This window comes from Paenibacillus solisilvae (genome assembly GCF_042656405.1).
Taxonomy (GTDB): domain Bacteria; phylum Bacillota; class Bacilli; order Paenibacillales; family Paenibacillaceae; genus Paenibacillus_Z; species Paenibacillus_Z solisilvae.
Genome location: NZ_JBHSOW010000095.1, coordinates 1 through 25,202 on the forward strand (window position 1 = coordinate 1; position 25,202 = coordinate 25,202).

At 45.0% G+C, this 25,202-nt stretch carries 26 protein-coding genes and 3 pseudogenes; 6 read left to right on the plus strand and 23 right to left on the minus strand.

The window, feature by feature from the left end; all coding sequences use genetic code 11:
* Positions 1 to 72 precede the first annotated feature (72 nt).
* Both ACFPYJ_RS24850 and ACFPYJ_RS24855 read right to left on the minus strand, forming a co-directional pair.
* On the minus strand, positions 73 to 594 hold the full coding sequence (locus ACFPYJ_RS24850) for a hypothetical protein (RefSeq protein WP_379190922.1): 522 nt from the start codon (positions 592 to 594) through the stop codon (positions 73 to 75).
* 238 nt (positions 595 to 832) lie between these two features.
* The gene (locus tag ACFPYJ_RS24855) at positions 833 to 1,081 is read right to left on the minus strand and encodes a DUF6199 family natural product biosynthesis protein (protein WP_465263368.1); all 249 of its coding nucleotides are present in this window, start codon (positions 1,079 to 1,081) and stop codon (positions 833 to 835) included.
* A 145-nt stretch (positions 1,082 to 1,226) separates the two neighbouring features.
* Between ACFPYJ_RS24855 and ACFPYJ_RS24860 the strand changes: the two genes are divergently transcribed.
* Both ACFPYJ_RS24860 and ACFPYJ_RS24865 read left to right on the plus strand, forming a co-directional pair.
* Complete coding sequence (locus ACFPYJ_RS24860) at positions 1,227 to 2,354, plus strand: IS110 family RNA-guided transposase (RefSeq protein ID WP_379190924.1); 1,128 nt, start codon at positions 1,227 to 1,229, stop codon at positions 2,352 to 2,354.
* Positions 2,355 to 2,946: 592 nt separating this feature from the next.
* Positions 2,947 to 3,399: a VOC family protein gene (locus ACFPYJ_RS24865; protein WP_047679368.1), complete on the plus strand. Its 453-nt coding sequence runs from the start codon at positions 2,947 to 2,949 to the stop codon at positions 3,397 to 3,399.
* A gap of 335 nt (positions 3,400 to 3,734) precedes the next feature.
* On the opposite strand, the gene ACFPYJ_RS24870 is transcribed toward ACFPYJ_RS24865, so the two are convergent.
* The 7 genes from ACFPYJ_RS24870 to ACFPYJ_RS24900 form a co-directional block, all read right to left on the minus strand.
* Complete coding sequence (locus ACFPYJ_RS24870; protein WP_379190925.1) at positions 3,735 to 3,875, minus strand: CidA/LrgA family protein; 141 nt, start codon at positions 3,873 to 3,875, stop codon at positions 3,735 to 3,737.
* Positions 3,876 to 3,899: 24 nt separating this feature from the next.
* On the minus strand, positions 3,900 to 4,808 hold the full coding sequence (locus ACFPYJ_RS24875) for an acetamidase/formamidase family protein (protein WP_379190926.1): 909 nt from the start codon (positions 4,806 to 4,808) through the stop codon (positions 3,900 to 3,902).
* A 28-nt stretch (positions 4,809 to 4,836) separates the two neighbouring features.
* Complete coding sequence (locus tag ACFPYJ_RS24880) at positions 4,837 to 5,535, minus strand: ABC transporter ATP-binding protein (protein ID WP_379190927.1); 699 nt, start codon at positions 5,533 to 5,535, stop codon at positions 4,837 to 4,839.
* 45 nt (positions 5,536 to 5,580) lie between these two features.
* A complete protein-coding gene (locus ACFPYJ_RS24885) occupies positions 5,581 to 6,342 on the minus strand; it encodes an ABC transporter ATP-binding protein (RefSeq protein ID WP_379190928.1) in 762 nt (253 codons plus the stop codon).
* Positions 6,332 to 7,372, minus strand: a complete 1,041-nt coding sequence (locus tag ACFPYJ_RS24890; RefSeq protein WP_379190929.1) for a branched-chain amino acid ABC transporter permease — start codon at positions 7,370 to 7,372, stop codon at positions 6,332 to 6,334. The genes ACFPYJ_RS24885 and ACFPYJ_RS24890 overlap by 11 nt, the downstream gene beginning before the upstream one ends.
* Positions 7,373 to 7,376: 4 nt before the next feature.
* Positions 7,377 to 8,261: an ABC transporter permease subunit gene (locus ACFPYJ_RS24895; protein ID WP_379190930.1), complete on the minus strand. Its 885-nt coding sequence runs from the start codon at positions 8,259 to 8,261 to the stop codon at positions 7,377 to 7,379.
* Positions 8,262 to 8,375: 114 nt separating this feature from the next.
* A complete protein-coding gene (locus tag ACFPYJ_RS24900) occupies positions 8,376 to 9,641 on the minus strand; it encodes an urea ABC transporter substrate-binding protein (protein ID WP_379190931.1) in 1,266 nt (421 codons plus the stop codon).
* A 336-nt stretch (positions 9,642 to 9,977) separates the two neighbouring features.
* Between ACFPYJ_RS24900 and ACFPYJ_RS24905 the strand changes: the two are divergent.
* Positions 9,978 to 10,076 (plus strand): annotated as a pseudogene (locus ACFPYJ_RS24905) (IS1595 family transposase); the annotation flags it as partial.
* A gap of 63 nt (positions 10,077 to 10,139) precedes the next feature.
* A pseudogene (locus ACFPYJ_RS24910) lies at positions 10,140 to 10,241 on the plus strand (hypothetical protein); the annotation flags it as partial.
* A gap of 211 nt (positions 10,242 to 10,452) precedes the next feature.
* On the opposite strand, the gene ACFPYJ_RS24915 reads toward ACFPYJ_RS24910, so the two are convergent.
* The 10 genes from ACFPYJ_RS24915 to ACFPYJ_RS24960 form a co-directional block, all read right to left on the minus strand.
* A complete protein-coding gene (locus ACFPYJ_RS24915) occupies positions 10,453 to 10,713 on the minus strand; it encodes an IS66 family transposase (RefSeq protein WP_379190932.1) in 261 nt (86 codons plus the stop codon).
* Positions 10,714 to 11,056: 343 nt separating this feature from the next.
* A complete protein-coding gene (locus ACFPYJ_RS24920) occupies positions 11,057 to 11,713 on the minus strand; it encodes a GntR family transcriptional regulator (protein ID WP_379190933.1) in 657 nt (218 codons plus the stop codon).
* 307 nt (positions 11,714 to 12,020) lie between these two features.
* A complete protein-coding gene (locus tag ACFPYJ_RS24925; protein ID WP_379190988.1) occupies positions 12,021 to 12,287 on the minus strand; it encodes a Calx-beta domain-containing protein in 267 nt (88 codons plus the stop codon).
* 431 nt (positions 12,288 to 12,718) lie between these two features.
* Entirely contained in the window at positions 12,719 to 13,720 is a 1,002-nt protein-coding gene (locus ACFPYJ_RS24930; protein ID WP_379190934.1) for an ABC transporter substrate-binding protein, read from the minus strand.
* 28 nt (positions 13,721 to 13,748) lie between these two features.
* Positions 13,749 to 14,774, minus strand: a complete 1,026-nt coding sequence (locus ACFPYJ_RS24935; protein ID WP_379190935.1) for a FecCD family ABC transporter permease — start codon at positions 14,772 to 14,774, stop codon at positions 13,749 to 13,751.
* Positions 14,775 to 15,779 (minus strand): FecCD family ABC transporter permease, encoded by a 1,005-nt coding sequence (locus ACFPYJ_RS24940; protein ID WP_379190989.1) that lies wholly within the window; start codon positions 15,777 to 15,779, stop codon positions 14,775 to 14,777.
* Between the two features lie 657 nt (positions 15,780 to 16,436).
* Positions 16,437 to 16,598 carry a hypothetical protein gene (locus ACFPYJ_RS24945; protein WP_379190936.1) on the minus strand — a complete coding sequence of 54 codons (162 nt, stop codon included), beginning with the start codon at positions 16,596 to 16,598 and terminating at the stop codon, positions 16,437 to 16,439.
* 296 nt (positions 16,599 to 16,894) lie between these two features.
* On the minus strand, positions 16,895 to 17,095 hold the full coding sequence (locus ACFPYJ_RS24950; protein ID WP_379190937.1) for a twin-arginine translocase TatA/TatE family subunit: 201 nt from the start codon (positions 17,093 to 17,095) through the stop codon (positions 16,895 to 16,897).
* 32 nt (positions 17,096 to 17,127) lie between these two features.
* Entirely contained in the window at positions 17,128 to 17,847 is a 720-nt protein-coding gene (tatC, locus tag ACFPYJ_RS24955; protein ID WP_379190938.1) for a twin-arginine translocase subunit TatC, read from the minus strand.
* 45 nt (positions 17,848 to 17,892) lie between these two features.
* Positions 17,893 to 19,431 (minus strand): amidohydrolase family protein, encoded by a 1,539-nt coding sequence (locus ACFPYJ_RS24960; RefSeq protein ID WP_379190939.1) that lies wholly within the window; start codon positions 19,429 to 19,431, stop codon positions 17,893 to 17,895.
* Between the two features lie 307 nt (positions 19,432 to 19,738).
* Between ACFPYJ_RS24960 and ACFPYJ_RS24965 the strand changes: the two are divergent.
* Positions 19,739 to 20,988: pseudogene (locus ACFPYJ_RS24965) on the plus strand (purine/pyrimidine permease).
* A 77-nt stretch (positions 20,989 to 21,065) separates the two neighbouring features.
* Positions 21,066 to 21,662 (plus strand): TetR/AcrR family transcriptional regulator, encoded by a 597-nt coding sequence (locus tag ACFPYJ_RS24970; RefSeq protein ID WP_379190940.1) that lies wholly within the window; start codon positions 21,066 to 21,068, stop codon positions 21,660 to 21,662.
* Positions 21,663 to 21,895: 233 nt separating this feature from the next.
* Here the strand turns inward: ACFPYJ_RS24970 and ACFPYJ_RS24975 are convergent, their stop codons facing one another.
* From ACFPYJ_RS24975 to ACFPYJ_RS24990, 4 genes are all read right to left on the minus strand, one after another.
* Entirely contained in the window at positions 21,896 to 22,576 is a 681-nt protein-coding gene (locus ACFPYJ_RS24975) for a protein kinase family protein (RefSeq protein WP_379190941.1), read from the minus strand.
* Positions 22,577 to 22,825: 249 nt separating this feature from the next.
* Positions 22,826 to 23,635 carry a class I SAM-dependent methyltransferase gene (locus ACFPYJ_RS24980; protein WP_379190942.1) on the minus strand — a complete coding sequence of 270 codons (810 nt, stop codon included), beginning with the start codon at positions 23,633 to 23,635 and terminating at the stop codon, positions 22,826 to 22,828.
* Positions 23,625 to 24,107 (minus strand): hypothetical protein, encoded by a 483-nt coding sequence (locus tag ACFPYJ_RS24985; protein ID WP_379190943.1) that lies wholly within the window; start codon positions 24,105 to 24,107, stop codon positions 23,625 to 23,627. The genes ACFPYJ_RS24980 and ACFPYJ_RS24985 overlap by 11 nt, the downstream gene beginning before the upstream one ends.
* Positions 24,108 to 24,196: 89 nt before the next feature.
* Entirely contained in the window at positions 24,197 to 25,132 is a 936-nt protein-coding gene (locus tag ACFPYJ_RS24990; protein ID WP_379190944.1) for a CHAP domain-containing protein, read from the minus strand.
* Positions 25,133 to 25,202 lie beyond the last annotated feature (70 nt).

The following is a 25,202-nucleotide window of genomic DNA, read 5'->3' on the forward strand; positions in this document are numbered from 1 at the left end:
TAGTGCTGCCTTTTTCTGCAACTGTGGCCTTTTTCTGCAACTGTGGATTTAATTTTCATGGGAGTTCAGTCACTAATCGGGAATAGTTATGATTTGCTCCCCTTCTTTAGATAGGCCGATTATTGTTGGTGGAAGTGCACCATTTTGCCCAATTGAATTCTCATAAGTTATGAACCATATCCTGGTTCCACCCGACATTTGGATAATCTTAGCTTTGTTTTCCAACGACTGAACTTCGAAAATATCTGGATCTGTTATAACGCCGTATGAAAAATATAAAGCAATCTCATCCATATTGGAGTGAATTACTGATAAACCGCCGTCAGGATTAAGGTTAGTGTATCCTGAACCCGTTACCCATTCCCAATTATTCGATTGCTGCTTAAAAAATCCTGTACCCAAACCTTCGTTGTTTTTAAAGAAGACAAGCAGACCATTTCCAATCATCTCGGCATGCAAAATTCCTTCATTTTGAAAATCTGAAGGAAATTCTTTTTGAATTCTTTCTTTTATAGATTCTTCATTTTTTGTGCATCCACTAGCCACAAATAAAATCATTGTAATGACAACAATTATCCAAGGTTTTAAACGCAAATCGACTCCCCCCGATATATGATCACCTACCATAATTTTACGATTCCAAAGGTTGGAAAGTTGCGTTAAACTGCCCGTTAGGTGAACAAAGACTGCCGTTCATGCCGGCAGTCTACTCCTGGGTGTCTATTCAGCTATCGTGCCCATTTAGTTGAACAGGCCACCGATCTTGTCGGCAACTGGTGTCAGTGTGTTAGTCTCCCGTCAGCCTAATGACAAGTCGATATTGAACTTGGGATTATTTGTGTAAATACGGTTGGAGCAACAATACAAGCCCGATGATCGCACATATTGCAGTTCCAATTCGAGAAAATACAAAATAGGCAGTCGAAGGCTCGCGTGTTGCCTTCCAACCTTGGGTTATGCTCCAAAAAGTTTTTGGTTTTATAGTGGCGAACAAAGCGGCTCCAGTCCAAAGTACAGCGCACTGCCGTTTCGTACTCCCATCGTACCGAGGCGCTCTTTTTTTTTTGCAAAGCGGAAATATAACGCTCTACAGGAATGCGAACGGGCAGTTTAGTCATAATGAACGAGGCGGCCCCATTCGCTTAACGTAGGTTGCGTTTGGTTACAATGTGTAGTGGATTCTACTTAAAACACATGCAGAGCTACACTCGAAAGGAGCCGCTAATATGAAGGATTTCACAAAATTTGTTGGTTTAGACGTATCAAAAGATATCATCTCTGTTGCTGTCGCAGATACTGGTCGTGGTGAACCACGTTTCCTAGGGAACTTTCCACACACACCTGAAGCCATGCGTAAACTCATGAAGAAAATTGGAACACCGGAGCAATTGCACGTCTGTTACGAAGCTGGACCAACGGGGTATGGTCTCTTCAGGTTTTTGTTATCGCTTGGAATTGACTGTGTTGTTGTTGCGCCAACACTCATTCCAAAGCGTGCTGGAGATCGTATCAAAACCGATCGAAGAGATGCATTACGATTAGCACAACTTCTTCGAGCCGGAGAACTTACGCCTGTTTGGACCCCAGATGAAGATCATGAAGCGTTGAGGGATTTGGTTCGTGCTCGTCATGACGCAAAAGAAGACTTGCACCGTGCTCGCCTTCGCCTTGTCCAGTTTTTACTTCGTCATGACCTGCGTTCACCAAAGGGTACACGAAACTGGTCCGTCACACATCGAGAATGGCTGCATGGTCTTCGCTTTGAAAAATCTTCATTACGAATGGTATTCCAAGAATATCTTCATGCCATTGATGAAGTGACGGATCGAATAAAACGAATTGAAGCTGAAATCCATGAACAAGCAACATGCAGTACTCACGCCCCTGTTATCCAGGCTCTTCAAACCATGCGTGGCGTAGCAGAGGTAACCGCAACCACGTTAGTAGCGGAAATTGGGCAGTTCTCTCGCTTTTCAAGTCCCAGGCAGTTAATGTCGTATGCAGGTCTCGTTCCTAAAGAATATTCAAGTGGTGCTAGTCGTTGGCAAGGATCCATTACGAAGGTTGGGAATGCTCACATTCGTCATGTCATCGTAGAATCTGCTTGGTCCTATCGCCACTCTCCTTCTCTAAAAGGACAACTCCGCTCTCGCCAGGAAGGCCAAGATCCAGAAGCCAAGCGTATTTCCTGGAAAGCTCAACACCGATTGCATCAGAAATATGAGGGCATTACTTCTCGGGGGAAAGCCGGGAAGCAAGCTGCTGTTGCTGTTGCCAGAGAACTCATCGGGTTCGTTTGGGCTATTGGGTGTGCCATTGAGAAGAAGCAGTCGGAAACAATATTAATCGCTTAGTTTGTACGGAATGCGTAAAACTACGGGGGATTTGAAATCTTGGCTCGGAGGCAAACACCGGTAAGGAGAACCCTCATATTAAGCTATGCACTAGGCAAGGATTTTTAGCCGAACGTGCGCCTTTAGTCCGAGGCAGCTCCGCGACGGATGGATTGAAATGCGGTACCCAACCCGCGCATATCAGACTGTTAACTACCGTCAACGCTTTGCCTTCGTGCCAAGATTTTAAAGCAATTCCCCCTTATAAAATGATTTTTGAAAAGAGGTATTGACCGCCTCGTTCATATCAGTTTAATGATCAAAAATAATAAGCAGGAGATAATATCGTAACTCCGAATTGTTAAAGTATAAAAATATTAGGAGTTTAGAAAAGGGGTATCTACGTAATTTTATTGCGTAAAACGATCTTATTACGGTAATTACGAATTGAATTTCGTAGAATAAAAGTTAATATGACATATCCGAAAACCAAATTTCACATTTTACTATACTGTGACAAGATGTTAATCGATTGGAAGGAATTAGTAATTCTTGATAGAATAAATATGAAGATGATCAGGTAATAAATTTGTACACATAAGGAGATAAAACTATGGCAAAAAACAAATTACTAAGAATGGACAATGTTGGCATCGTTGTAGAATCCCTTGATGACGCAATCTCTTTCTTCGAGGAGATTGGCTTGAAGCTCGAAGGGCGAGCTACTGTCGAAGGTGAATGGGCTGGTCGCGTAACCGGGCTGGGTTCACAGTGTGTAGAGATTGCTATGATGGTTACCCCAGATGGCCACAGCCGACTTGAACTTTCGCGATTTCTCACCCCTCCTACTATATCAGATCACCGAACTGCTCCTGTAAATGCCCTCGGTTATCTACGCGTCATGTTCACCGTTGAAGACATTGACGAAATGGTATCCAGACTCACTAAGTATGGTGCTCAGCTCGTTGGCGAAGTGGTTCAGTACGAGGACTCGTATCGGCTCTGCTACATTCGTGGAAATGAAGGACTTCTAATCGGTTTGGCGGAACAACTCGGTAATAAATAAGTGACGAGACTTACATGACCGAAAATTCATAATGACGAAGAATATCCTCGACAAGAACCGGTATGGGTAGGGATAGGCTCTTGTGACATTTTCTTGCTCTTTCTCTTGCATTGGCAGAACATCAGCCGGCGGTTCAAGGAATTGTATTTTCCGTCGGACTTAGTGTGGAGAGCGAAGGCCGTCGCGGACTGCAGGCGCGCCTATGAAGGGGTCATTCGGGGATTTGAATAATAGAACAAGGATTTTAAAAACAAAAAAGCTCCATCCCGCTAGAGATGGAGCTTATCAGATGATTCGATGTCAAAACAAGCTGCTGAGCATAACGCATACGATGATCAGCTTAAGCAGACCCACAGGAGCAGCATGCCCACGATGCTTCCCGGAATCTGAAGATGGAGAGCTTGCTGTACCGCGTTTCCTGCCAAGGAAAACAGAAAGAGCAGAGCAATCTGCAGGAACACCTTCATGAACTTCATCGCAAAATAACGCTGCCTTCTTCCTTAGTCAATAAGCGCGTACTTTTTATCGATTTTCGCTACGAGCGAGTAATTCGGATCGACCATGTTGCCCACATACAGTTCGCCGATCTGAGTCAGTGCCTGATAAGCCTCCCATTTGTCCCATCCCAGCTCTTCAAGCCAGACAATTAATTCAGCGTATGCGATACGGGCAGCATCCTCCATCGGACGGGCGCTTCCTACGACCATATATTCTGTATCGCTTTCAATTCGGGGCCAATTAATAGACTTATTCTTGATTAAGTCGAATTGAATCGTCACTTTAGCGGAAATTTCAAGTGCCACGCCGCATAATTCGCCTTGGCCTTGACCGCCGTGAACATCCCCCGTAAAGAAATACGCTCCGGGCACCCGAACCGGCAAGTAAATCGTATTTCCCGGCTTCACATCAGGTACGTCCATGTTGCCGCCATGATCATATGGGGTGATGGAAGAAATGGCTTCCAATGCGGGAGCTGTACCGATCGTCCCTAAAAAGGGGCGCCAGGGAAAAGAGAGTCGTTTATTGTTGGTCAAAACCCCATCCTCTAACTTATAAATCCATACCTTTTCAGGGATAGGCTCATTTAAAGTACGCGTGATGTTGGTATTCGATAGTCCTCCAAAATTAGGAATCAATGCACTTACCGCATAATCCCGGGTCGGTTCAATTTCGATAATGCGGGCAACCAAAGTATCCCCCGGTTCAGCCCCTTCAATATAAATCGGTCCTGTCTGAGGATTTGGGTTGGACATAATTTGTGAAGGGCGGTCGGTTTCTTTAGAAATTTGATCCGTAAACGCATCTTTGGTATAGATGGCTACCGTTTCACCTGGTTTAACAGTAGCGATCGGCTCTTCATATTTTCCATATACGTAACTATAAGCTCCGGGTTGTCTAATTTCTCGCATTGATAGCAACTCCTTAATATGTGATGAGTTATACAGCCAGATAACGTTGAATCGTTCTGTAATCCGATAAATCTTCCCTGGGAATCTCTCCGACAATACTTCCTTTATCCATGGCATAACAACGATGGGACATCTTCTGGATCATCGCAATGTTTTGTTCCACAAAAAGTACGGTTAAACCCAGTTCGCCGTTAATTCGGCCAATGGTTTCGCTGATTTGTTCAACCAGATTCGGCTGAATCCCTTCCGACGGCTCGTCAAGCAGTAATAAATCCGGATTCCCGACCAGCGCGCGGCCAATCGCAAGCATCGCTTGTTCACCGCCGCTCAGCGTACCGGCCATTTGTTTATGGCGAGTCTTCAATTTGGGAAAGAAATCGTAAACCAGGTCATAGTTCTTTGCAGTCTTTTGTTTGTTGATCTGTTCACCCATTCGGATGTTTTCTTCCACCGTTAGTCTGGGGAACATTCCGTGCCCCTGGGGAACGTAACCTATGCCTAGATGAGCGCGCTCATAAGGTTTAAGACCGACCATATTCTGGTCTTTAAAAACAACATTACCGCTCTTGGCTTTAAGAAGACCGATAATCGTCTTGATAAATGTGCTTTTTCCGACTCCGTTCCTGCCGATAATCGAAACGACTTCTCCATTTTGAACGTTGATATTTACATCGCGCAGGATCATGACCTTGTCATACCCGGCGACCAGGCCTTTCACTTCAAGCATTCGCCATCCCTCCGGCAACGTAAGATGTTGATCATGAATGGGGATTTAAATGCTCCCCAAATAAATCCTGATCACGTCTTTATTAGATTCAATTTCGGACATGCTGCCCTCCGCAAACGGCTTGCCGTAATGAAGCACGGTCACTTTCTCTGCCATGGTCCGAACAAACTCCATGTCATGATCAATAAATAAAATGGTTAACCCCGCCTTGTTGAGAGAACGTACCAATTGAGCCGTAAACTCCGTTTCTTCCGGCCCCATACCGGCAGCAGGTTCATCCAACAAGAGAAGGTCCGGTTTTGAAGCCAATGCCATGGCAATCTCTAGCCATTGCTGCTGTCCGTGCGATAAATTTTTCACGAGAGGATTGCCTAAGTTCTCAATGCCCACCAAATGGATCAGACGATCGATTTCTTCATGAATCTTGCGCACCGGCACATAGTTCTGAACGGCAATTCGCATATTGTCCCGAAGCGAAAGCTCGCCATAAACGCCGGGTATCTGCATTTTGATGCTAAGACCAAGTCGCGAACGTTTCCATGTATTCAAGTGGGTAATGTCTTGCCCTTTGAACCGAATCTGTCCTTGAGTAGGAGCGTACAAACCCATGATCAGCTTAAAGACTGTACTTTTGCCGGCGCCGTTCGGCCCAATGAGGCATCGCAGCTCGCCGCGATCCACCTTCATGTTTACGCCGTCTACAGCCGTTAGTCCGCCAAACTGCTTGATAATGCTTTGCAGTTCCAATAGCGGTTCTGTGCCGGATACGTCTATCGCCTGCGCTGTACTCGTTACATTACTTTTCATGCAAAACCTCCTTGACAGGGTTTATTTCGTACGAGGCCCGTGCCTTCGGCCGCAGCTTCAGCGAATCAAGCCAATTGAAAAGGGCAACGAGCATTCCTTGCGGCAAAAGCAAGATGACAACCAATAACAGCAAGCCCAGGATGACCAGCGCATATTGATTTCCGTTCGCAGACAAGTACTGAGCGAACCATAAATAAATCAGCGTGAAGATCATTCCTGCGGTTAAATTCTTCCGGCCGCCTGCAGCTACTAGGACAACCGGAAGCGTCGCTGCGCTTAGGCTCATGGTGGATGGAGTCATGTAGCCTCCCCAACATGCATACAAAATGCCGCTAAGCGATGCCAAAGCTCCGCCTAATGCAAACACCATCGTTTGAATAAAAGGAACATTGTATCCGAACATCTTGCTGCGTTCCCGGTTTTCCCTGATGGCAATGAGCGCGTACCCCCAGCGCGATACCACAAGCAATCGAAGGGAAATGTATACGACCAAAAGCAGGATCAAAATGAAATAATAAAGATTGTTGCCGACAAGCGAAAATGATCCGATGGAAATGGTAGGTATACTATTAATGCCGTTATAGCCGCCGAGCGATACATTGCCGATTTTCCATTCAGGCCCTGCCGTTTGTGCCATAAACGTTTCAATAGCCAGCGTCACACACAACGTGATTAATCCGACAAACATATCGTTGACGCCGCCATAAAAAATAATGTAACCCAATAACCATGAAACCAGCCCTGCAACCACTACTCCCAATATAAAAGCGACCAAAGTAAATGAAGGTTGAGTGACATTCAGCATCAAAATTCCATAGAAATAGCCGCCGATTCCAAAAAACAGAGATTGGCCGGAACTGAAAATGCCCGCATATCCCCAAATGAGCGCTACACTCAGCGAAATAAAAACCATCGAAAGAAAGCTGGCCAAATTTAACACTTTGTAAGCGGATGTCATAAGGGGATAAACGATCAGAAATAAAAATAGCAATGTCGCAATCATATTTTCTGTATTCATTTTTATTTTCATAAAATTACCTCCTTTTCATTGCGATCTTCTCTGCGATTCCAGAAAAACCATTCGGAAGAATTCGTATAAAGATAATCGCAACAATCAACAAACCTAATTTGCCAAAATAGGTCCCAAAGAAGGTCGACAAGGAACTGTGCACGATGCCTAACGATCCGCTGGATAATAAAGTTCCTACCAGAGGATTCCCTCCGCCTACAATGACCGTGACGAAGCTCTCCATGATAAATCCGGAGCCAAAATTAGGGGTAATCGAAGCCATCGGCGCATAGAGAGCACCGGTTAAGCCGGCAAATGCCGATCCTAGCATAAACGTGACGGTATACATTTTATTCGTATTGGTCCCTAAGCTGTTGGCAATCTGATGGTTTTGCATCGTCGCTCTGGCACGCAAACCAAACTTCGTACGCATAAATAACCAAAGCATAAAAGCAAGCAACGCGATGGCACATACGATTAACAATACACGATACATTGAGTAAGTAGCTTCTCCAACGGTGAAGGACCCTAACGGAGTCGATGCGCCCCCTTGAAAGGTGGGACCCATCATAATCAGCATTCCTTGTCCCAATATCATGCTAAGGCCCCAGGTCGCTACCACCGAATCCATGGGCCTTCCATACAAATGCCGAATAATCAGTCTTTCAATGACAAAACCAAAAATACCTACACAAACCGCTGAAATAGGAATCGCTAAAAGCAATGGAACGTGTGCGAGCGTAAGGAAGTTCACGGCGTAGGCCCCGAGCATAATAAATTCCCCATGAGCCAAATTTACGATTCCCATCATACCAAATATGATCGCCAATCCAATTGCACACAGGACTAGGTACGAGAAGCTATCGAGAAATTGGTAGATCATATTAAAAATGCTGTATAAAATTTGCATCCGGGGTCTCCTTTCGGTTTCAAGTATGCAGGGATTGGCACCTTTTTCATGATTCCATACTGCACCAAGAGCAGATCGCATCTTGGTCCAGCATGGATGAAAAGGACCAGATAATTAATCCAGCGGTGTATATTGCTTATTGTCGTTCTTCTGCGTCAAGTCAACGCCTTTTTCCTTCGACAACCAATCCGGGTGAATCTGCTCCAACTTTTTCACGAATTCAATGTTTTGTTTGTCATCGGTGCGAATTAACCAGAGATCTTTGATCACATGATGCGTCTTGCCATCGATCGTTACTTTGCCCGCAGGGCCATCATAGCTGATCCCGCTTTCCAGAGCTTTAATAACAGCTTCTTTGTCCGTGGTGCCGGCTTTTTCCACCGCTGCCTTATAGAGATAGAATGCGGTATATTCGGTTTCGGCTTCCATCCCGATATACGGATCATCCGGGAATTTCTTTCTGTAATTATCTACAAATTGCTTCGCTTCTGGCGATTTTGTTGCCAACTCTTCAATAAAAGGAGCTGTGACATACATGTTGGCAAGCGCCGGCGGTTTAAACTGCTTGTGTTCATATGCCTCTGCAATCGTTACAGTTGAAGCCATCGGTACTCCCTTGATTCCCGATTTGCCCCATTGCTCGAAGAAGGAATATTGCGGTCCTCCAGCCAACAAAGTAATCAGAATATCAGGCTTCGCCTGTTGGATTTTGTTGATGCTGCTGCTAAATTGCGAGACGCCGAGAGGCACGAATTCTTCGCCAATGATTTTGCCGCCATTCTCTTCCGCAACCTTCTTGACCCATTGAGCGGTAATTTGGCCAAAGTTATAGTCAGCAGCAATGGTATATATATTGGGCCCATATTCCTTGATCAAATCCGGCAGCAAGGTGACCACTTGGTGATCCGGCACAACTCCGGTAGCAAACGTATAATGGTCGGCTACACCGCCCTCATACTGTTGGTTATAAAAGTACAACATTTTATTTTGATCCATAATGGGGCGGATAGCTTCACGAGAAGCGCTGGTAATCCCACCAAACACAACATCGACTTTATCTTCAAGAATTAATTTTCTTGCCATTTCCTGATACCGTTGGTTATTAGACTGCGGGTCAGGAGCAACCAGTTCAACCTGGCTGCCCATAATACCGCCGGCATTGTTGATTTCTTCAACAGCAAGTTGAGCCGCATGGTATTTATACTGGCCGACAATCGCAAAATCCCCCGATTGATCCTCGAGCAAACCAATTTTAATCGGTGTTTTATCTCCGGAATCTCCTGAACTCGTACTTGATGCAGGCGTTGAAGAACTGCAACCCGCTAAAATAATTGTTACAGATACTAAAAGAAGAACTACGAGACGAAACTTCGCAGTCATATGTACACCTCTCATCCATAAAGTAAGTTCAAGAATGTTCAACAATGCCGAGAACTACATTTCATTTCACATTTCATATTTAATAAATCTAATATATATCACCTCCTAAAAAGCGGTAAGTGTACACCGTATTATGTATTGTGTATACACAATACGAGTGTAATATTTCATGACACAAATGATCGCGCACCTTTAATACTTCTCATTAATGTCAGGTTTCTTTCCATTAATTTATATTGTGGTAATAATTTTACTACGCGATCCTCATTTATGCAATATAGTTTTCTTGGATCTGTAATAAAACTTTCATATGATGTAATAATTCTTAACATTTAGTTAATGCTTCACAAGATACGCTTGCGATGAGGCAACGTGATGCAAAGTACCAATTAGCAGGCTTTGTTGAGCTCGATGACGCTTTTTTCGGCGGTGAAACCGAAGGAAAAAAGCGTGGCAGAGATACCGATCAGACCCCCGTTCTTGTCGGCCTCTCATTAAATGAGAGCGGTAATCCACAGTAACTGTGAAAGAAAACCCGATCATCTGGATTGGCTTCATAAGAAAATTTCCAATGCAAAAGCCTTTGTCGGCGGAACCTTTCATGGACTAGACAGCAAGCACCTACAAGCTTATTTGAATGAGTTTTGCTGCCGTTTTAATCGAAGAAAAATCCGAAATCGAGTTCTGGATCATCTCATGACTTTATGTGTTTCGTCGTTGAGAATTACCCATTCTGAGTTAGTGGGATAGCCAGAAACATTTATTATGAGCTCCGCTGATTGACTTGAATTTTTGTAACTGCTTAGGTTCATTAGAAGCTAAATTGGCCCTTTAAAGCGTTGGTGAGCGAGGAGAGAACGGGACGATGCTGTTTGAGCAACGTGGAAATGACGCTGCGCATAAGGGCAAATCGCTTTGCACCGGAGGCGGTGCGGAAGGAACCGGAAACTTTTTGCTTGACCTGTACCATGCGAAAGTCTCGTTCGGCCTGGTTGTTGTCAAATGGAATCCGGGCATCCCAAAGAAAGCGGAGAACGGCGAGTTGCCAGCTTTCTTGGAGCAGTTCGGCCATCCGGCCCGACCAGACCTGACCGTCATGCTCCGTAATCCCGCGGCACTCTCGCAAGAGATGGCATTACAAAGCGCATGACCGAAATGGTACCGATCTTTGAAGTAGGCTGGCCAGCAGTCATGCACCACGTCGCCCAGATAGAAGGGAAAAAAGCCGAGTTCATCCCTCTCCCGTAATCGACGGGAGACCTGAGCAGTAACGAATTTTTAAGAATTATCCATCGAGCTTAATTTTTACATTATTATTTTCTTTGATGTGTAACATTAATTAACATAAAAAATGAAAATGCCACTGTTTGATGGACCTTGAAACCGGCACCACAGTGGCAAATACTTGGATGCAATTAGTTATTCAATGATTCTTTCGTTCTTATTAAGTGATCTCTCATAGCAGCTGCCGCCAATTCTTCGTTCTTCATTTCTAAATGGTGAATGATATTGCGATGCTCGGACAAAACTTCGTTCATTCTGTTGTTCTTTTTAACCGATCGCATGCCAATAAGGTGGTATAAGTTATGCAAATTGTGAAGGACCTGCTCAATCAATTTATAGTCAACAAATTTCGTGATGGCAATATGAAAAGATTGATCGAAATTCAGAAATGCCACTTCATCATTTTGATTCATAGCCTCTTCTTGTTCCAGACATATTTCCTTCAATTCGTCAATTTGCTTCGGTGTGATGAATTTTGTTAATTTGATGATTACTTCGCTTTCAATTGAGGTTCTAATCAAGAAAATTTGTTCGATTTCGCTTTTGGAAACATTCCGTACCTTCATTCCTTTTCTAGGAACGGTTAAGATTAACCCTTCTCTGATTAGGTCTTGGAGCGCTTCACGAACAGGGGTTCTTGACGTATTTAATACTTCAGCCAATTTAACTTCGGTAAATATTTCATTCGGAGAAATACCCCCGTTTAAAATCACGTTTTTGATTTCCTTGTATGCCCGTTCTTTCGTCGTAAAAATTTTTTCTATCGGTGTTAAATTAAATTTAAGCAACTGTTATACCTCCTCCCGTATAGACTGTATACATTGTACATCATCAATCATAACACACATGTAAATGATTAAAAAAAATAACCGATGGAATCTTTGTAGGATCTCCAGATTTATACTTTTCCGTCCGATACCAAAGTCGCCCAAATACTCAAAACCTCCGTCGCAGTAGTAGACCCCTGGGTGCTCCTTCGGTACTTCGTACCAAAATCGCTCAAATTCAAAACCTCTGCGCTGCTTGGACGTTAGGCAAGGATTGCTTAATAAAAGGGCTGAACCAGCTTCGTAGTAAGCCGCTTCAGCCCTTCTATTAAGATCTTGGCAGATGATTCTCATCAAATATGAAAACTTCAGCGGCCGGGATGCCGATCGTGACACTATCAGATGGAGATGTGTCTCTTAGCCTGACCTTAAACGATTCCTTATACTCGCGCAGCCCATCATCAGCAAAAGGGATGTCGATCAACTTTTCCGTTTCACCGGACTTGAATGTCACTGATTGCGGCGTTTGATAAAAATCTTTGCCGATGATCGGAACATCGATCCGTTTCCACGATTCCCCGTCAGCAAAGGCGATGGTGCCGCTAGTTCAAAGAAAAGGTCAAATGCCATTATTTTCAAGAACTTTATATCCATTTTTCACTAGTACTTCATTTGCATAATTTATCTGTGGTTCTTCATCAAAGTTGATGTAAAGTTGTCCATTATATCCTTCACGACTTTCTAACAATATTCCTAATGTTTATGTTGTTTTCTCCTAATAATGATGCAACTCTTATACCCAAAGCCATTTCCCACATCATCTGAACTGCTTTATATTTCGATTCAGCTGAGTGGGTGTGTTGGATTCTGCCCATGAAAAATCCCCTCCAAGTTAACAGTAAGAGTCATTCTCTTATCTGTCTACCTAAAGGGGATAATATCATTCATCAGGAGTCATCTTTTTTAATGTCCATTGGTAACGCTCCGAATTATAGTACGCGTTGCCTAAACGCCATCCGCTGCGTTTTACTTAGTAAACAACTTCTCGGCATCATCCAGAGCCATGCTTTGACCCATAGAGGAATAATCCAGCCATCTTTGTCCATCGAGGATATAAACATGTTTATTTTTCACGGCTTTCAGGTTTTGCCACACAGCATTTTTCTCCATCTCTTCGAAATTGCTCTTCGCTTCACTCCCGACGCTGATAATAACGAAGATAGCGTCCGCGTCAAAATCCGGAAGAACTTCTTTGGAAATAACCTCGAAAGGCTTATCGGCGCCGATCTTCTCCACACCAACCGCCGGTTTCAGCTTCAGATCCTCAAACATAATCGGTCCAACAGGATTTCCAGTACTCATGACGCGTAGCTCCTTGGCTGTCATGCGAATAGCCATAACTCTGGCATCCGCGCCGAGCTCATTATGGACTAACGTTTGAACCCGCTCTGCTTTGGTTGCATAATCCTGGATAAAAGCATCCGCTTCCTTCTCTTTCCCCACATGCTGGGCAAGGAGCTTCAGGTGGTCGCGCCATGTTCCTTTATTCATATCTACAACGATCGTTGGGGCAATTTTCTCAAATTTGGAGAGGTCCTTGCCTGAATATTCTTCATCGAGATAGATGTAATCCGGCTTCGAGGCAAGCAGGGCTTCCATATCCGGATCGGATACGGTGCCGTATTTCGTAGCACCCTTCAGAAGATCCGCGACATGGGGCAGAAAGTCCTTCACATCGCCTCCCACTACCGAACCGATTGGCGTAATGCCAAGAGCAAGCAGGTTGCTTGTGATATGAATGGACATGGAAGCAATCTTCGCGTTGGCAGCGTGAACGATAAAGTCCGGTGCCGAGGCTGCCGTATCCGTGGAGGTATTCTCAGGCGCTGCAACCTCAGGTGTTATACCTTCAGCAGCCTCACCTGCTGTATTTTGCGATGCCGGTTTATTGGAGTTCGCCGATTGCCCGCAAGCGGCCAAAAGACCAATTATCATAATCATGGATACGAGTACCAATATCTTCTTCATTTCGTTGTCCCTCCATTGATGTGTAATTCTATTTGTTTGTTTTAAAGAGCAAGTAGAGAAAATAGGGTCCTCCAATGGCTGCGACCACAACCCCCGCCGGAATCGCATTAGGACGAAAAATAGAACGTCCTATGGTGTCTGCCGCGACGAGAATAACAAGACCTACCAGCGCCGCTACTGGAAGAAAATGCCGATGCTGCGGTCCGGCTAGCCGTTTGGCGATATGAGGTGCCGCCAGTCCGATAAAACCGATTCCTCCTGCCATCGAGACGCTGATGCAGGATAGCGCCACCGCAAGCGACAGCATATGAAGCCGGTTTTTCGTCACATGGCTGCCTACGCCTGACGCAACATCATCACCCAAAGCGAAAATATCCAGGGTTAGGGAGCGCATATAGATGAAGGGAACGATCAGCACAATCCATGGTAGCAGCGCCCATACATGAATCCAGTCTCTTCCCCAGACGCTGCCAGCCAGCCAACTGGCCGCGAAGGAATATGTATCCTCATCAAGACGCAATGACAACAGAAGCGTGATTGAGCTGATTCCGGCCGCAACGGCGATGCCAACCAGAATCAGGCGGATGGGCAGTAAGCCTCTGTACCGGTCATAGGCAAATATGAAAATTATAACAGCCGTCAATGCTCCCCCTGCAAAAGTAAACATAGGAATCAGCAGCGCGGATGGGCCCTCTATCGTGCGGAAGAAGGACACGAAGATAATAAGTCCGAATGCGGCCCCTGCATGAATACCAAGTATGCCGGGATCGGCAAGCGAATTTCGGGATATCCCTTGAAGTACGGCGCCGGAGATGCCAAGTCCAATGCCTGCAAGCATCGTAATCAGTATACGCGGAAGCCGGAAATCAAACATGATGATCGTCTCATCCGTCGAGCCGTTCCCAATCAACGTCCGTACCACGGCTAATGGGGATAAGCGAATCGTGCCCGTATTCAGGCTGATGAGAACAACCGCCAGTGCAACCAAAAATAAGACCAGACTGGCATAAACCGCTCGCCTTGCTCTTTTTTTGTCCTGCGCCTCGATGTCCATCTACAAATCTCTCCTTTCTTTACGCGCCAGATAAAGAAAGAAAGGCACACCTACAAGGGAAACCATTGCTCCTATTGCAAATTCTCTGGGAGGGCTAACCATCCGGGATGCAAAATCCGCCCAGATAAGCAATACCGCCCCCAACATAGCCGATAATGGAATCAATATACGATAATCCACTCCGATCAGCCGCCGCGCGATATGAGGAACAACTAGGCCGACAAACCCGATGGAGCCGGCCGCCGATACGGATGTTCCAGCCAAAATGACGGCCGCAGTCATGCCGAACAGACGGATTCTTCGGGTCCGCACACCCAGGCTCACAGCCGATTCCTCTCCCAGCGACAGGAAGGTAATGGAGCGTCCCATCGTAATGGACCAGACCAGAGTAAGAATAATCACGGGAACCAGCACCCTAAGATGCTCCCAGGTAACACCCGCTACCCCACCGGCATACCAGAAAGCCAGATCCTGGCTCAAATCGAAATATATCGCAACTCCGGTACTGAATGAATGAAGCATGGCTGCGACAACCGCTCCCGCAATTGTGAGCCGCAGGGAAGTAAGTCCGCCTTTCGCAGCCGAGCCAAGTCCTATAATAAACAAGGTAGTCAGCGCCGCTCCGATGAATGAGAAGATCATCAGCATGGAGTAGGATAAGCCAGGCAGGAAAGCAAAGCAGAGCGCAACAACGAACGCTGCCCCCGCATTGACACCAAGGATGCCGCTGTCCGCCATCGGATTCCGTGTGACCCCCTGCATAAGCGCACCCGACACCGCGAAGGCCATACCTGTAATCATGGCCCCCAGTACGCGGGGAAGCCTGAATTCATGAATGATCTGATGGGTTGTCACGTTAGAATCATAATGAAAAACGGCCGCCCATACTGTAGCAAGCGTCATATCTTTGGCGCCGTAAGATATTGCAAAAAACATGCTGAGCAATAATCCTGCCGCTACAGCGAAAAACCATATTCCTGTGATGAATCCTTTACTCCATTTCATAGTAGACGAGTTGAAAGGCCTCCCTCTTGCGATAATACTGATAATCATTATCAATAACTTTTTATATCTTACCACAGAAGTTGTTGAATGGCATTAATTAAGATTTAGAAATTCGGAACTTTTTTCGGCACGCGGTATCCTCCTGCAAAGCTAATATAAAAAGCAGATGGGGCAGCCTATCTGCTTTTTTTTTGAATATGTGATATTACGAAAAAAACAAGTCCTATCAAAAGTGAAAAGTCTAAAATAGATACACTAGAGTTAAACATTACATTTACCCTGGTTATTATAATGAGCGGAATAATAATAGAAAACATCGCGGCATTGTATGGAAAGTAAATAACAGCACCAAAGTAGTAATTTCCTGTAAATGTTTGTTCCAATATAAAGACACCAAAAATAAAAGAAAATAAAAACGAAATAACAGTTATCGTTCCTCCGATTAGACAACCGAGCACAATCCCCTCCATTCTACAATACTTTGATGTTGGTACCCCACCATTACCCACCCTAGCTTGCGTTTGCAGCTCCTTATTTTTCTCGCCGGCGGTCTTGTATTCGTCAACCAAGCCGGAAAGCGTATCGATCACAAAATAGTTATGTATCGAATTTTTACCCTCATTTTACTACTGTTATGTATCGAAAAAACCAGCCCCCTTATAGGACTGATTCGCCGAAGTACGTTTGGCCGTCAATGATAACTGAATAACCGCCGTTAACACAATTCGCTGAGGACGCCGCTTGCGCGGAGTTACCGAAACCAATTGCCGAGTATAAAACAATAACCGCTGCCAACAAAACTGCTGCTAATCTCTTCATACTGTGATTACCTCCATTTTTTAAAATAGCCTATCGGTAATCGCCGAGGTGGTATATAGGTTTGATCATCAATTATTCATTAACCATTTGCAGCTCCTTCATCTTTTATCCACACGATTTCATTACAACGTGCTGGAAGGTGACCGACTTGCACATGGAAACTAAACAAGATTACAAGGATGATTATAAGCTTCTTGCCTTTAACTTCTGTCATGCGTTCCTTCGCATAACAAAAAAATCCAAGTCAGATTATTGGCCTTGGCATGGACCTGACTTGGATATATTTTTGCTGACGATTATTGCAGCTTGTTCGTTTGCTGGTCTTCAGACTTTTTATCCTCCGTTATATCTTCAACGATTCCTTTCGTGGAGCTGCGAAATTCGCGCAGCGTGTCGCCTACTGCACGGCCAAGCTGGGGCAATTTCGAAGGTCCGAAGATAACCAAAGCAATGATGGCGATAAGGACTAATCCGGGAATTCCAATATTATTAAACATGGTTTAACACATCCTTCGTAGTGGCGTCCGATTTAGGAACGCTTCATTTTTTGCGAATACCAGGCGGATACAATAATGCTTAACTCGAACAAGAGAATCAACGGTACCGTAACCGATAAGTGGGAGACAAAATCAGGCGGTGAAATGGAAGAGCCTACAAAGACCAGCGCCAGATAGGCATATTTTCTGCTTTTCTTAAGCTTGCCCGGGTCGAGCATGCCTAATTTCGTCAAAAACAGGACGACGACCGGCATTTCAAACGTGACTCCTATCGGAAAAATAACGCTGAACATGAAAGAAAAGTAACGGTCAATTCCATATGTTTCCACTGCACCGATACTGCCGTTGATTTTCGCCATAAAGGAGACCATCGACGGAAACACAATATAATAGCTAAAGCAGACTCCTAGCAGAAAAAGCAGAAAAGATGCGGGTACAAAGGACAGAGTCCCTTTTGCTTCCCTTACGGTTAAACCCGGCTTTACAAAAGCCCAAATGTGATATAGCGCAAGAGGCAGCGTAAATAGAATGGAAACCAGAAAAGCGCATTTCATATAAATAAACATGCCATCTGTCATGGAAAATACATTCCACTCGATATTTACGGCAGCAGGCTGCGTTTTGATGTACAGCATAACATGGGGCGACACATACAAACCGACGCAAAGCGTAATAAAAAACCAAATAATAATATAAACCAGACGTTTTCTAAGCTCGGAAAGATGGACTATGAATTCATTTTGGGTTTCCATTCTACTCACCTGCCATTTTTTTTACTTCAGTTAAAAATCACTTGATTAAAACCGAGGTGTCGGACCAAATGCGTTAAGTACATATTCAGCAGACGCACTTGCCAAACGGCGAACGCGATCCAGGTCAACGTTCAATAATTTCCCATTTCGTTTCATCGCTTTACCGGCAACAAATACGGAATCGATGTTGCTTGGGTTAGCGCAAAGTGTCGCCAAACCGATAGGATTGTTGACAGGAGTGAGATTGAGATCGGTGGTTCGAACAAAGATCATGTCCGCTTCCTTACCCGGAGCCAAGGTGCCGATTTTTCGATCCAGGTGAAGGGCGCGGGCGCCTTCAATTGTAGCGAATTCAAGCGCATCCTTTGCAGAAAGATGCAGCTGCGCAACATCTTTTCCGCTTTCCAGAATTTTTGCATTCTCAATGGCGCGAGTTACCTGCAGAGCAAATTTCATTTGGGAGAACATATCCGGTCCGGTAGATACCACAACATCGACACCCAATGAAGGACGGTATCCTTGTGAGATATATCTTCCGACGGCTGTCCAACCGTGACCCATCTGCGATTCCACTTCGGGAGTTGACGATAAGGACCCGCCGCTTTGACCGATTAACATAAGTTCTTCATCCGTAAGCGTCGTTGCATGAACAAAGTTCAAATCCGGGCCGAGCAGATTTGCATCACGCAGTTGAAGAACGGGTTTCTTTTGAACGCCGGCGATCCCTACCCCAACGTGCATAGAAGCAATCGCTCCAAGCTCCCGGGCAAGCATGATGTCTTTCCTTGTGACATCAATGGATACAAATTCGGGTCCCCGAATCGCTAAAGCCATCGTCAACAATTGATCGTCGGAAGAAAAATATTGCTTCTTGATGCGTCTGCTGTCCAAAGGATGCATGTTAGTACTATCGGGAGCCCAATAGGTTGTAATATTCGTAATTGGGGTGCCGTGGGCGAATACACCACGAATTCCTGATTCTTTCAGACCCTGGATCAGGGCGTCGGCATGCTCCGGAGTATTGATCGCAGTCCAGTCCAACATTGTGGTAACCCCTGCATTGAGCGCCTCGAGTGCTCCCAGAAGATCGGCTATATAAGAATCCTCGGGCCGCAATTTACCTCCGAGTTCCTGGAAGTAGATCGTGTTCAGATAGGTTGCAATCGACCAGTCGGTGCCAATTCCCCGAACAAGGGCTTCCCACACATGGCGATGGGTGTCTACAAAGCCTGGCATTACGATCATACCCGACGCATCAATGACTTGGATTCCCGAAATGTCTATGTTTGGTTTAATCGCTGTAATTTTACCGTTCTCCACCAAGATATCGGCTTTCATAAAATCTGGATCTGATTTTTCTAAAGTGATGACCAAACCGTTTTTCACCAAAAAACGGGCCTCTGTTTCCAAGTCTTTTGGTTTAACCTTGTCTACCGATGATTTATCGGCAGCCAACGCTTTGCCACTTAACAGATCGTTGAGGATTCCTCCGCCAATAACTGCGCCACCTACCGCAAGCGAAGCATTTTTCAAAAAGCTTCTTCGGGAAGGATTAACTGAATTATTCTTTTGTTCTTCTTCCATGTCATTCACCCTTTGTCCCATTAATTTTTGATCCAACGTTGAACACTACACCATGCCCTTGTTTCAATACAAAATGAGCAGCACACCCTTTCTGAATATAAATGTAAAAATGTTTGTTATTTGCATAACGCACAATAATGTCTTGCCTATTCCCAAGTCATTATTTATAATTTAGATACTAAACGAGTCGTTTCTAAATTGCAATAAACTTTTTTTAAGGGAGAGAAAATATCATATGAAAAACACGGCATGGAGAACAGGGATGTTTTCCGTTCAATGGTTCGTATTTTTACTCGCTAATTCTTTAATGCTTCCAATCCTGGTCGGAAAGATATTCCATATGTCGCCTGGAGAAATTATAGATTTAATCCAACGAACGTTCTTGGTTGTAGGACTCTCTTCCCTTCTATCCGGATGGCTTGGACTCCGTCTGCCTATTGCCGAGGGTCCTGCTGGAATCTGGCTCGGCATTTTTGTTCTCATGGGACAATTGAGCGCATCTCAGGGAACGGACCAGCACCTTACTCTGCGGCTGCTTGAAGGCGGCATGCTGATCACCGGGGTAATCGTTGTTTTGATCGGGTGGGCAGGGTGGATGCATAAGATGCTTGCCATGTTCACACCGCTCGTTACCGGTATTTACTTGATATTGCTGACCTTTCAGCTTAGCGGAACATTACTGAAAGGGATGATCGGAATCAGCGATACTGCCGCACCGATTGAAGCTGCCAATGTGGTCATTCCTTCGCTGTGTTCATCTTCGTGTTTGGCCTCTCAGTGTGGGGAAAAGGGTGGATGAAAAGCTATGCTGTGCTGATCGGCGTCATTGCCGGATGGATGGCTTATGCATTGGCGAACGGTTCGGCGAGCTTGCCCGAATCCAGTTCGTTGATTAAAGCACCCGAATTATTTGCATGGGGCATGCCTAGTTTGGATGGGGGGATGGCGATTAGTTCTATTATGGTTGCTTTTGTTCTGATTTCCAGTGTAATCGCGAGCATGTCAGCCATGCAGCAGGTTCTGGGCGACAAGGAGCAGGCTTATGTCAAAGTAACGCCATTGGACCGGGGTGGAATCATAGCAGGGGTCACGAACATTGTTTCTTCCTTATTTTCAACCATAGGTGTAGTTCCGCTGTCCATTTCCGCCGGATTTGTACGACTTACGGGTCAAAAACGTATCTTACCGTATTTTATTGCCTGCCTGGCACTGATTGTGGTTTCTTCTATTCCGGGCGTCTATTCGCTTTTATCGGTTTTACCTGCTCAGGTTGCCAATGCGGCCATGCTGGCATCTTTTGCGCAAATGATTGGCATTGGCTTGAATTCCATCCTCAAAATACCGTTTGACGAGCGCCGATTGACCATCTTGGGACTGTCGCTTTCGTTCGGAACCGGCGTCATGTTCCTGCCGCAAAGTCTCTTTTACGGCCAGCCAACCATCTGTCAGTACCTACTGGGCAACGGAGTCATGGTCGGTATGCTGGTTGGATTGTTGTTGGAGCAGACCTGGAGAGTCAAGCCTAATGCGGAAGTTGCCGATACAGTCAAGTCATGATCGGTTTAAAAATCCGGTTGATTATGATACCTTATATCTATATTGGGATAATGGCAAAATGCGGAAGGGAATAAGAGATGACCAATCAAAAAAACTTGCAGCCATCCGTTGGGAGACCGCGAAGTGAGCAATCCAAAAAGGCCATTCTGAACGCAACGATCAGCCTGCTGGAGCAGTCCGGATATTCGTCATTGACGATCGATGGGATTGCGGCCCGTGCGGAAGTAAGTAAAGCAACCATCTACCGTTGGTGGAGTAATAAAAACGTGCTGATCATAGACGCTTTTTTAATGCAGATTTTACCCCAAATTGAATTTCAGGAAACGCTGTCCGTTCGCGAGAAATTTCTGAAACAGTTGCAGGGGTTATCCAATGTATTCAACAGTACACTCGGTCGCACCATGCTGGCCATCATTTCCGAGAGTGATCCGGATTCGGAGGTTGTCCAGATTTTTCATACACAATACCTTGCCCCGAGAAGGGCCGCTGCGAAGAGGATACTCGAAATCGGCATTGCCTGCGGAGAAATCCGCTCCGAAATAGATCTGGACGTCACATTGGATATGATTTACGGCCCCTTATACTTCCGAGTTCTCATTTTCAAAAAAACTTTGGATCCATCGATTATCGAAATATTGATCGATAATATTATGAAAGCGATCTGCTTGGAATAAAGCACTAGGCTCTAACCTCGCAGCGATTGCCTTTCATTAATCTAATACTTCATTCACTTATTGAACCGAACACCCAATACTATAACACTAACGGCGAAAAATTAAGGGCTCCTCAAGGAGCCCTTTTTCAGCGCATTTCAAATCTTTAGGTCTCATTAATTGAACAGATAACTTACATAGGAGCCTTTGGTTTCCCCGAGGTGCGGGTATGCCATAAAATGATCGGTGATGGTTCATTTGCTATTCCCAAAGAATAGCCGACTCACTCGTTTAGAGAAGTCCTCTATTCCAAAACTTGCCTTATCGATCCGGTTATACCAGTTAGTTATGGTTTCCAAGATCCATATAGGTACTTGTATGTCGCATATTAGAGGATAAAAATGTTTGTATGCCCATACCAAGTGTTCCCACCGACTATCGTTTCCTTCCTTGATATATTCCGATACATCAAGAACTTTTCCTCTTCCCTCTTGCAAGAGAACATTTTTTAGATGAATGTCCCTAGGGTTCAGCCCCTGACTTCGGACAAACTCGCGGGCGTCCTCAACGTCTTGGATCGCTTGCTCTGAAATAGGAACACCCTGCAGAAGACAATCATATAAGGTAACTCCTTGTTCATAACTTAAAACTAAATAGTTAGGTCCGGTTCCAAAACATTGGGGGAAATACTGTGATCCTTTTAAACGTTCGTATATATCTGCCTCCACTTCCTTTTTCTCTAATGCCTTATCAGAATAAACTTTAAATGCGTAATTGGGAGTGTTCGTGTAATAAAAGACCGCCGCATCCGTTCCGATACCGATACAACGCAAATCATCTGAAAAGCTTATGACGGAAACAGGCTTATTGTTTTCATAACCAACGATCTCAACGTCCCTCAATGCTTCCTCAGCTTGTTTCCAATCTGAAATCATAAGCATCTTCTCCTCATTGTTTTGGCATTATTTCGTCAACTGATCCATTTTCCTACTTTAATCTATACACCACTATCGTTTCCCGTTCACGCCACCGATCTCAATAAACATCGCGGCCGGCACGGGCTCTGCTATAACAGGTTCTAATTAAAATGATTATACTATAAAGATTTTAAAGAGGCTTTCCTGGACTTTTACACGAAGTCCAGGAAAGCCTCTGATATTTTGAAATCGGTCTGCAAAGGTTTGTTATTTCAGCTTGAATACATTTGGGTGGTAGTACCAGATAAATTCCATCCAAGGTGGCGCTACATCTGTAAAATGACTCCAACTGCCGGGCAGTAACTCCTCATCTTTACTTTTAATTTCAGAGAAATAGGCAAGAAGAAACCCTTCTTTAATTAGTCCATTCATTATTCTGCTTAATGTTTGTCTGTATTCGATCGGCTGCTGTATTTTATCACCGGACTCCGACTGATCATATACCCACTCTTGATCCGGATAAGAAGTCACTCCTTCATCTTCATAGGGGAATTTCAAGGTGTATCCCTCCCCATTCCAATCGGAATGAGTTAACCCTGAGAAGAAAGGATTCGCACACATTAGATGGTATAGCCCGCCCACTTTGAGAATACGAGATACTTCATGAAATACGACTCGCGAATCCGGAACAAAAGTCAGGGAGTATGGATGCCATATGATATCAAATGAACCACTCTCGAAACAGGATAAATCGCGCATGTCGCCTTGAAATACACGAATTGCAACCCCATAATGTCCGGCTACAGCCTGATCACGTTCCAATTGGGACGGAGAAATGTCAAAGACCGAGACAACGGCCCCAAGCAAAGCAAATGCAGCTGACTGCTGCCCCCCGCCGCTTGCTAAACAAAGAACATGTTTTCCAGTTAAATCCCCTGTAACTCCTAACCGTTCCAAGCCCAAATACTCACGGGCCGCCTCTTTATCAAGATCAAGCTTGGGACGCGTGAATAAGGCATTTGCTTTAGCCAACGCTTCCCAACGTGCGTGATTATATCGATAGACATCATCTTTCATACCCCACACCACACCACCTAAATTTGTATTTAACTGGATTATAGCATCTAACTAAGCCCAAGTGTTGATAGCGTTTACTTTTCTCCATCATACCGGACATAAAGAAAAGGATCCGCCGTGAGGGGTCCTTTTCGCTTCCTTCAATATATTCACGTCGATATGCAAAGTTTAGGGGGGATGGTTTAATGCTCTTCACAAACGGTTTGCGATAATTATTTCGATAAATGGAGACAAAATAAGTGTTTCCCTCTTTAATAAGCGGAAGGATAATTTGAGGAACATTGACTGTTTGTTCGGTATGATCTGCATAACGTATTGACATCGTATGCTTTTCTTTCTTCACTACTGTAACAATAGCTGCCGTTCGTGCGAATACAAAATTATAGTAAAACGTATAATAGCCGGCTATACACAGGAGAAGAATGATAATCCAACCTTTCTTCCTCACTTTGAGTGTAGTGCTGCTGTCCATTTCACCAACTCCTTACACTTTTGTATTCAGACGTTGTAAGATGGTGAAGACTAAGGCGTTATTAAAGCGCTTAGTCTTCGTTAACACCCTTAAAGAATCGGATTAAAGCTGCCGTTGAACTGAAATTGATAGTCATCGGCAATTCGGATATAACCGAGTATACAGTGCCCCCTGTCCCTGCGAAAAACGCAGGAGTAATTCTGGTTATCCCGGTTGCCCTCTGCCACCACTATTTCTTGTTCGTCGCATGCCAGAACGATCCCGATATGATCATGGGCATCATCGGACAGCAATTTCTCGTAGATCACGATGTCACCTCGCTGCGGGGTAAATCCATCCTGATTATCGGCATAAAAGAATCCGGTTTCGGGCAGCTGCGCCCACTCCAGCCAAGCCCCTACACCTGCAAACCGGCAGATTCCGTTCGGGTATCGGATCGGCATACGCAATCCGGCTTGCCTGCAGCAGTGATATACGAAGGCTGCGCACCAACTGTTCTGCAGTACTTTATAAATATCCGGATCAGGCCAATATTGGCAGATTTCCCGGTACCGCTCATCTCCCGGCACTCCAATAATGGAATCTCCCGCGAGTGCCTCGGCAATATCAGCTAGTTTACTGCGCCTTTCTGCATGGGAGAGAAGCTCCTCTCTATCACGGCCAGGATCTTCTTCTTCCGCAATCTCTCCCGGAATTCCCAGTTCACGAAGCAAATTGCGAAGTCTTAGTGTATCCTGCTGTGAAACGGTGCGGCTCGTATTATGAAAATAGCGCTGCAGTACATAAGCATCCTTCACGATCTCATCATATGGGCCATGGCTTCTGCTTCTCTCTTCAAGGTAGAAGATCACCTGCTGGAGGATAAACTGCTCCTCTTTCGTAAAAATCTTCATATCTCTTATCCAAGGCCGTACGGCCTCCGCGCTGTTGACCCCAGGGAAGTCTTTGATACCGGTTTTGAAGTAATAATAATGATGAAGCAGTCCTGCGATCTCCGCCAGCTCCTGATTATGTCCCCGCCTCATTGCGAGCATTGAAGCAAAGGCGGATACCCCATAGAGCTGAACAGCCGCATCCTGCCTCCGGCTCGCACTG

Excerpts from the sequence above, each read along its gene's own strand:
- ACFPYJ_RS24860 (WP_379190924.1), top strand. The coding sequence starts at position 1,227 with ATGAAGGATTTCACAAAATTTGTTGGTTTAGACGTATCAAAAGATATC.
- ACFPYJ_RS24865 (WP_047679368.1), top strand. The coding sequence starts at position 2,947 with ATGGCAAAAAACAAATTACTAAGAATGGACAATGTTGGCATCGTTGTA.
- ACFPYJ_RS24870 (WP_379190925.1), bottom strand. The coding sequence starts at position 3,875 with ATGAAGTTCATGAAGGTGTTCCTGCAGATTGCTCTGCTCTTTCTGTTT.
- ACFPYJ_RS24875 (WP_379190926.1), bottom strand. The coding sequence starts at position 4,808 with ATGCGAGAAATTAGACAACCCGGAGCTTATAGTTACGTATATGGAAAA.
- ACFPYJ_RS24880 (WP_379190927.1), bottom strand. The coding sequence starts at position 5,535 with ATGCTTGAAGTGAAAGGCCTGGTCGCCGGGTATGACAAGGTCATGATC.
- ACFPYJ_RS24885 (WP_379190928.1), bottom strand. The coding sequence starts at position 6,342 with ATGAAAAGTAATGTAACGAGTACAGCGCAGGCGATAGACGTATCCGGC.
- ACFPYJ_RS24890 (WP_379190929.1), bottom strand. The coding sequence starts at position 7,372 with ATGAAAATAAAAATGAATACAGAAAATATGATTGCGACATTGCTATTT.
- ACFPYJ_RS24895 (WP_379190930.1), bottom strand. The coding sequence starts at position 8,261 with ATGCAAATTTTATACAGCATTTTTAATATGATCTACCAATTTCTCGAT.
- ACFPYJ_RS24900 (WP_379190931.1), bottom strand. The coding sequence starts at position 9,641 with ATGACTGCGAAGTTTCGTCTCGTAGTTCTTCTTTTAGTATCTGTAACA.
- ACFPYJ_RS24915 (WP_379190932.1), bottom strand. The coding sequence starts at position 10,713 with ATGGCCGAACTGCTCCAAGAAAGCTGGCAACTCGCCGTTCTCCGCTTT.
- ACFPYJ_RS24930 (WP_379190934.1), bottom strand. The coding sequence starts at position 13,720 with ATGAAGAAGATATTGGTACTCGTATCCATGATTATGATAATTGGTCTT.
- ACFPYJ_RS24935 (WP_379190935.1), bottom strand. The coding sequence starts at position 14,774 with ATGGACATCGAGGCGCAGGACAAAAAAAGAGCAAGGCGAGCGGTTTAT.
- ACFPYJ_RS24940 (WP_379190989.1), bottom strand. The coding sequence starts at position 15,779 with ATGAAATGGAGTAAAGGATTCATCACAGGAATATGGTTTTTCGCTGTA.
- ACFPYJ_RS24945 (WP_379190936.1), bottom strand. The coding sequence starts at position 16,598 with ATGAAGAGATTAGCAGCAGTTTTGTTGGCAGCGGTTATTGTTTTATAC.
- ACFPYJ_RS24950 (WP_379190937.1), bottom strand. The coding sequence starts at position 17,095 with ATGTTTAATAATATTGGAATTCCCGGATTAGTCCTTATCGCCATCATT.
- tatC (WP_379190938.1), bottom strand. The coding sequence starts at position 17,847 with ATGGAAACCCAAAATGAATTCATAGTCCATCTTTCCGAGCTTAGAAAA.
- ACFPYJ_RS24960 (WP_379190939.1), bottom strand. The coding sequence starts at position 19,431 with ATGGAAGAAGAACAAAAGAATAATTCAGTTAATCCTTCCCGAAGAAGC.
- ACFPYJ_RS24970 (WP_379190940.1), top strand. The coding sequence starts at position 21,066 with ATGACCAATCAAAAAAACTTGCAGCCATCCGTTGGGAGACCGCGAAGT.
- ACFPYJ_RS24975 (WP_379190941.1), bottom strand. The coding sequence starts at position 22,576 with ATGATTTCAGATTGGAAACAAGCTGAGGAAGCATTGAGGGACGTTGAG.
- ACFPYJ_RS24980 (WP_379190942.1), bottom strand. The coding sequence starts at position 23,635 with ATGAAAGATGATGTCTATCGATATAATCACGCACGTTGGGAAGCGTTG.
- ACFPYJ_RS24985 (WP_379190943.1), bottom strand. The coding sequence starts at position 24,107 with ATGGACAGCAGCACTACACTCAAAGTGAGGAAGAAAGGTTGGATTATC.
- ACFPYJ_RS24990 (WP_379190944.1), bottom strand. The coding sequence starts at position 25,132 with ATGAGGCGGGGACATAATCAGGAGCTGGCGGAGATCGCAGGACTGCTT.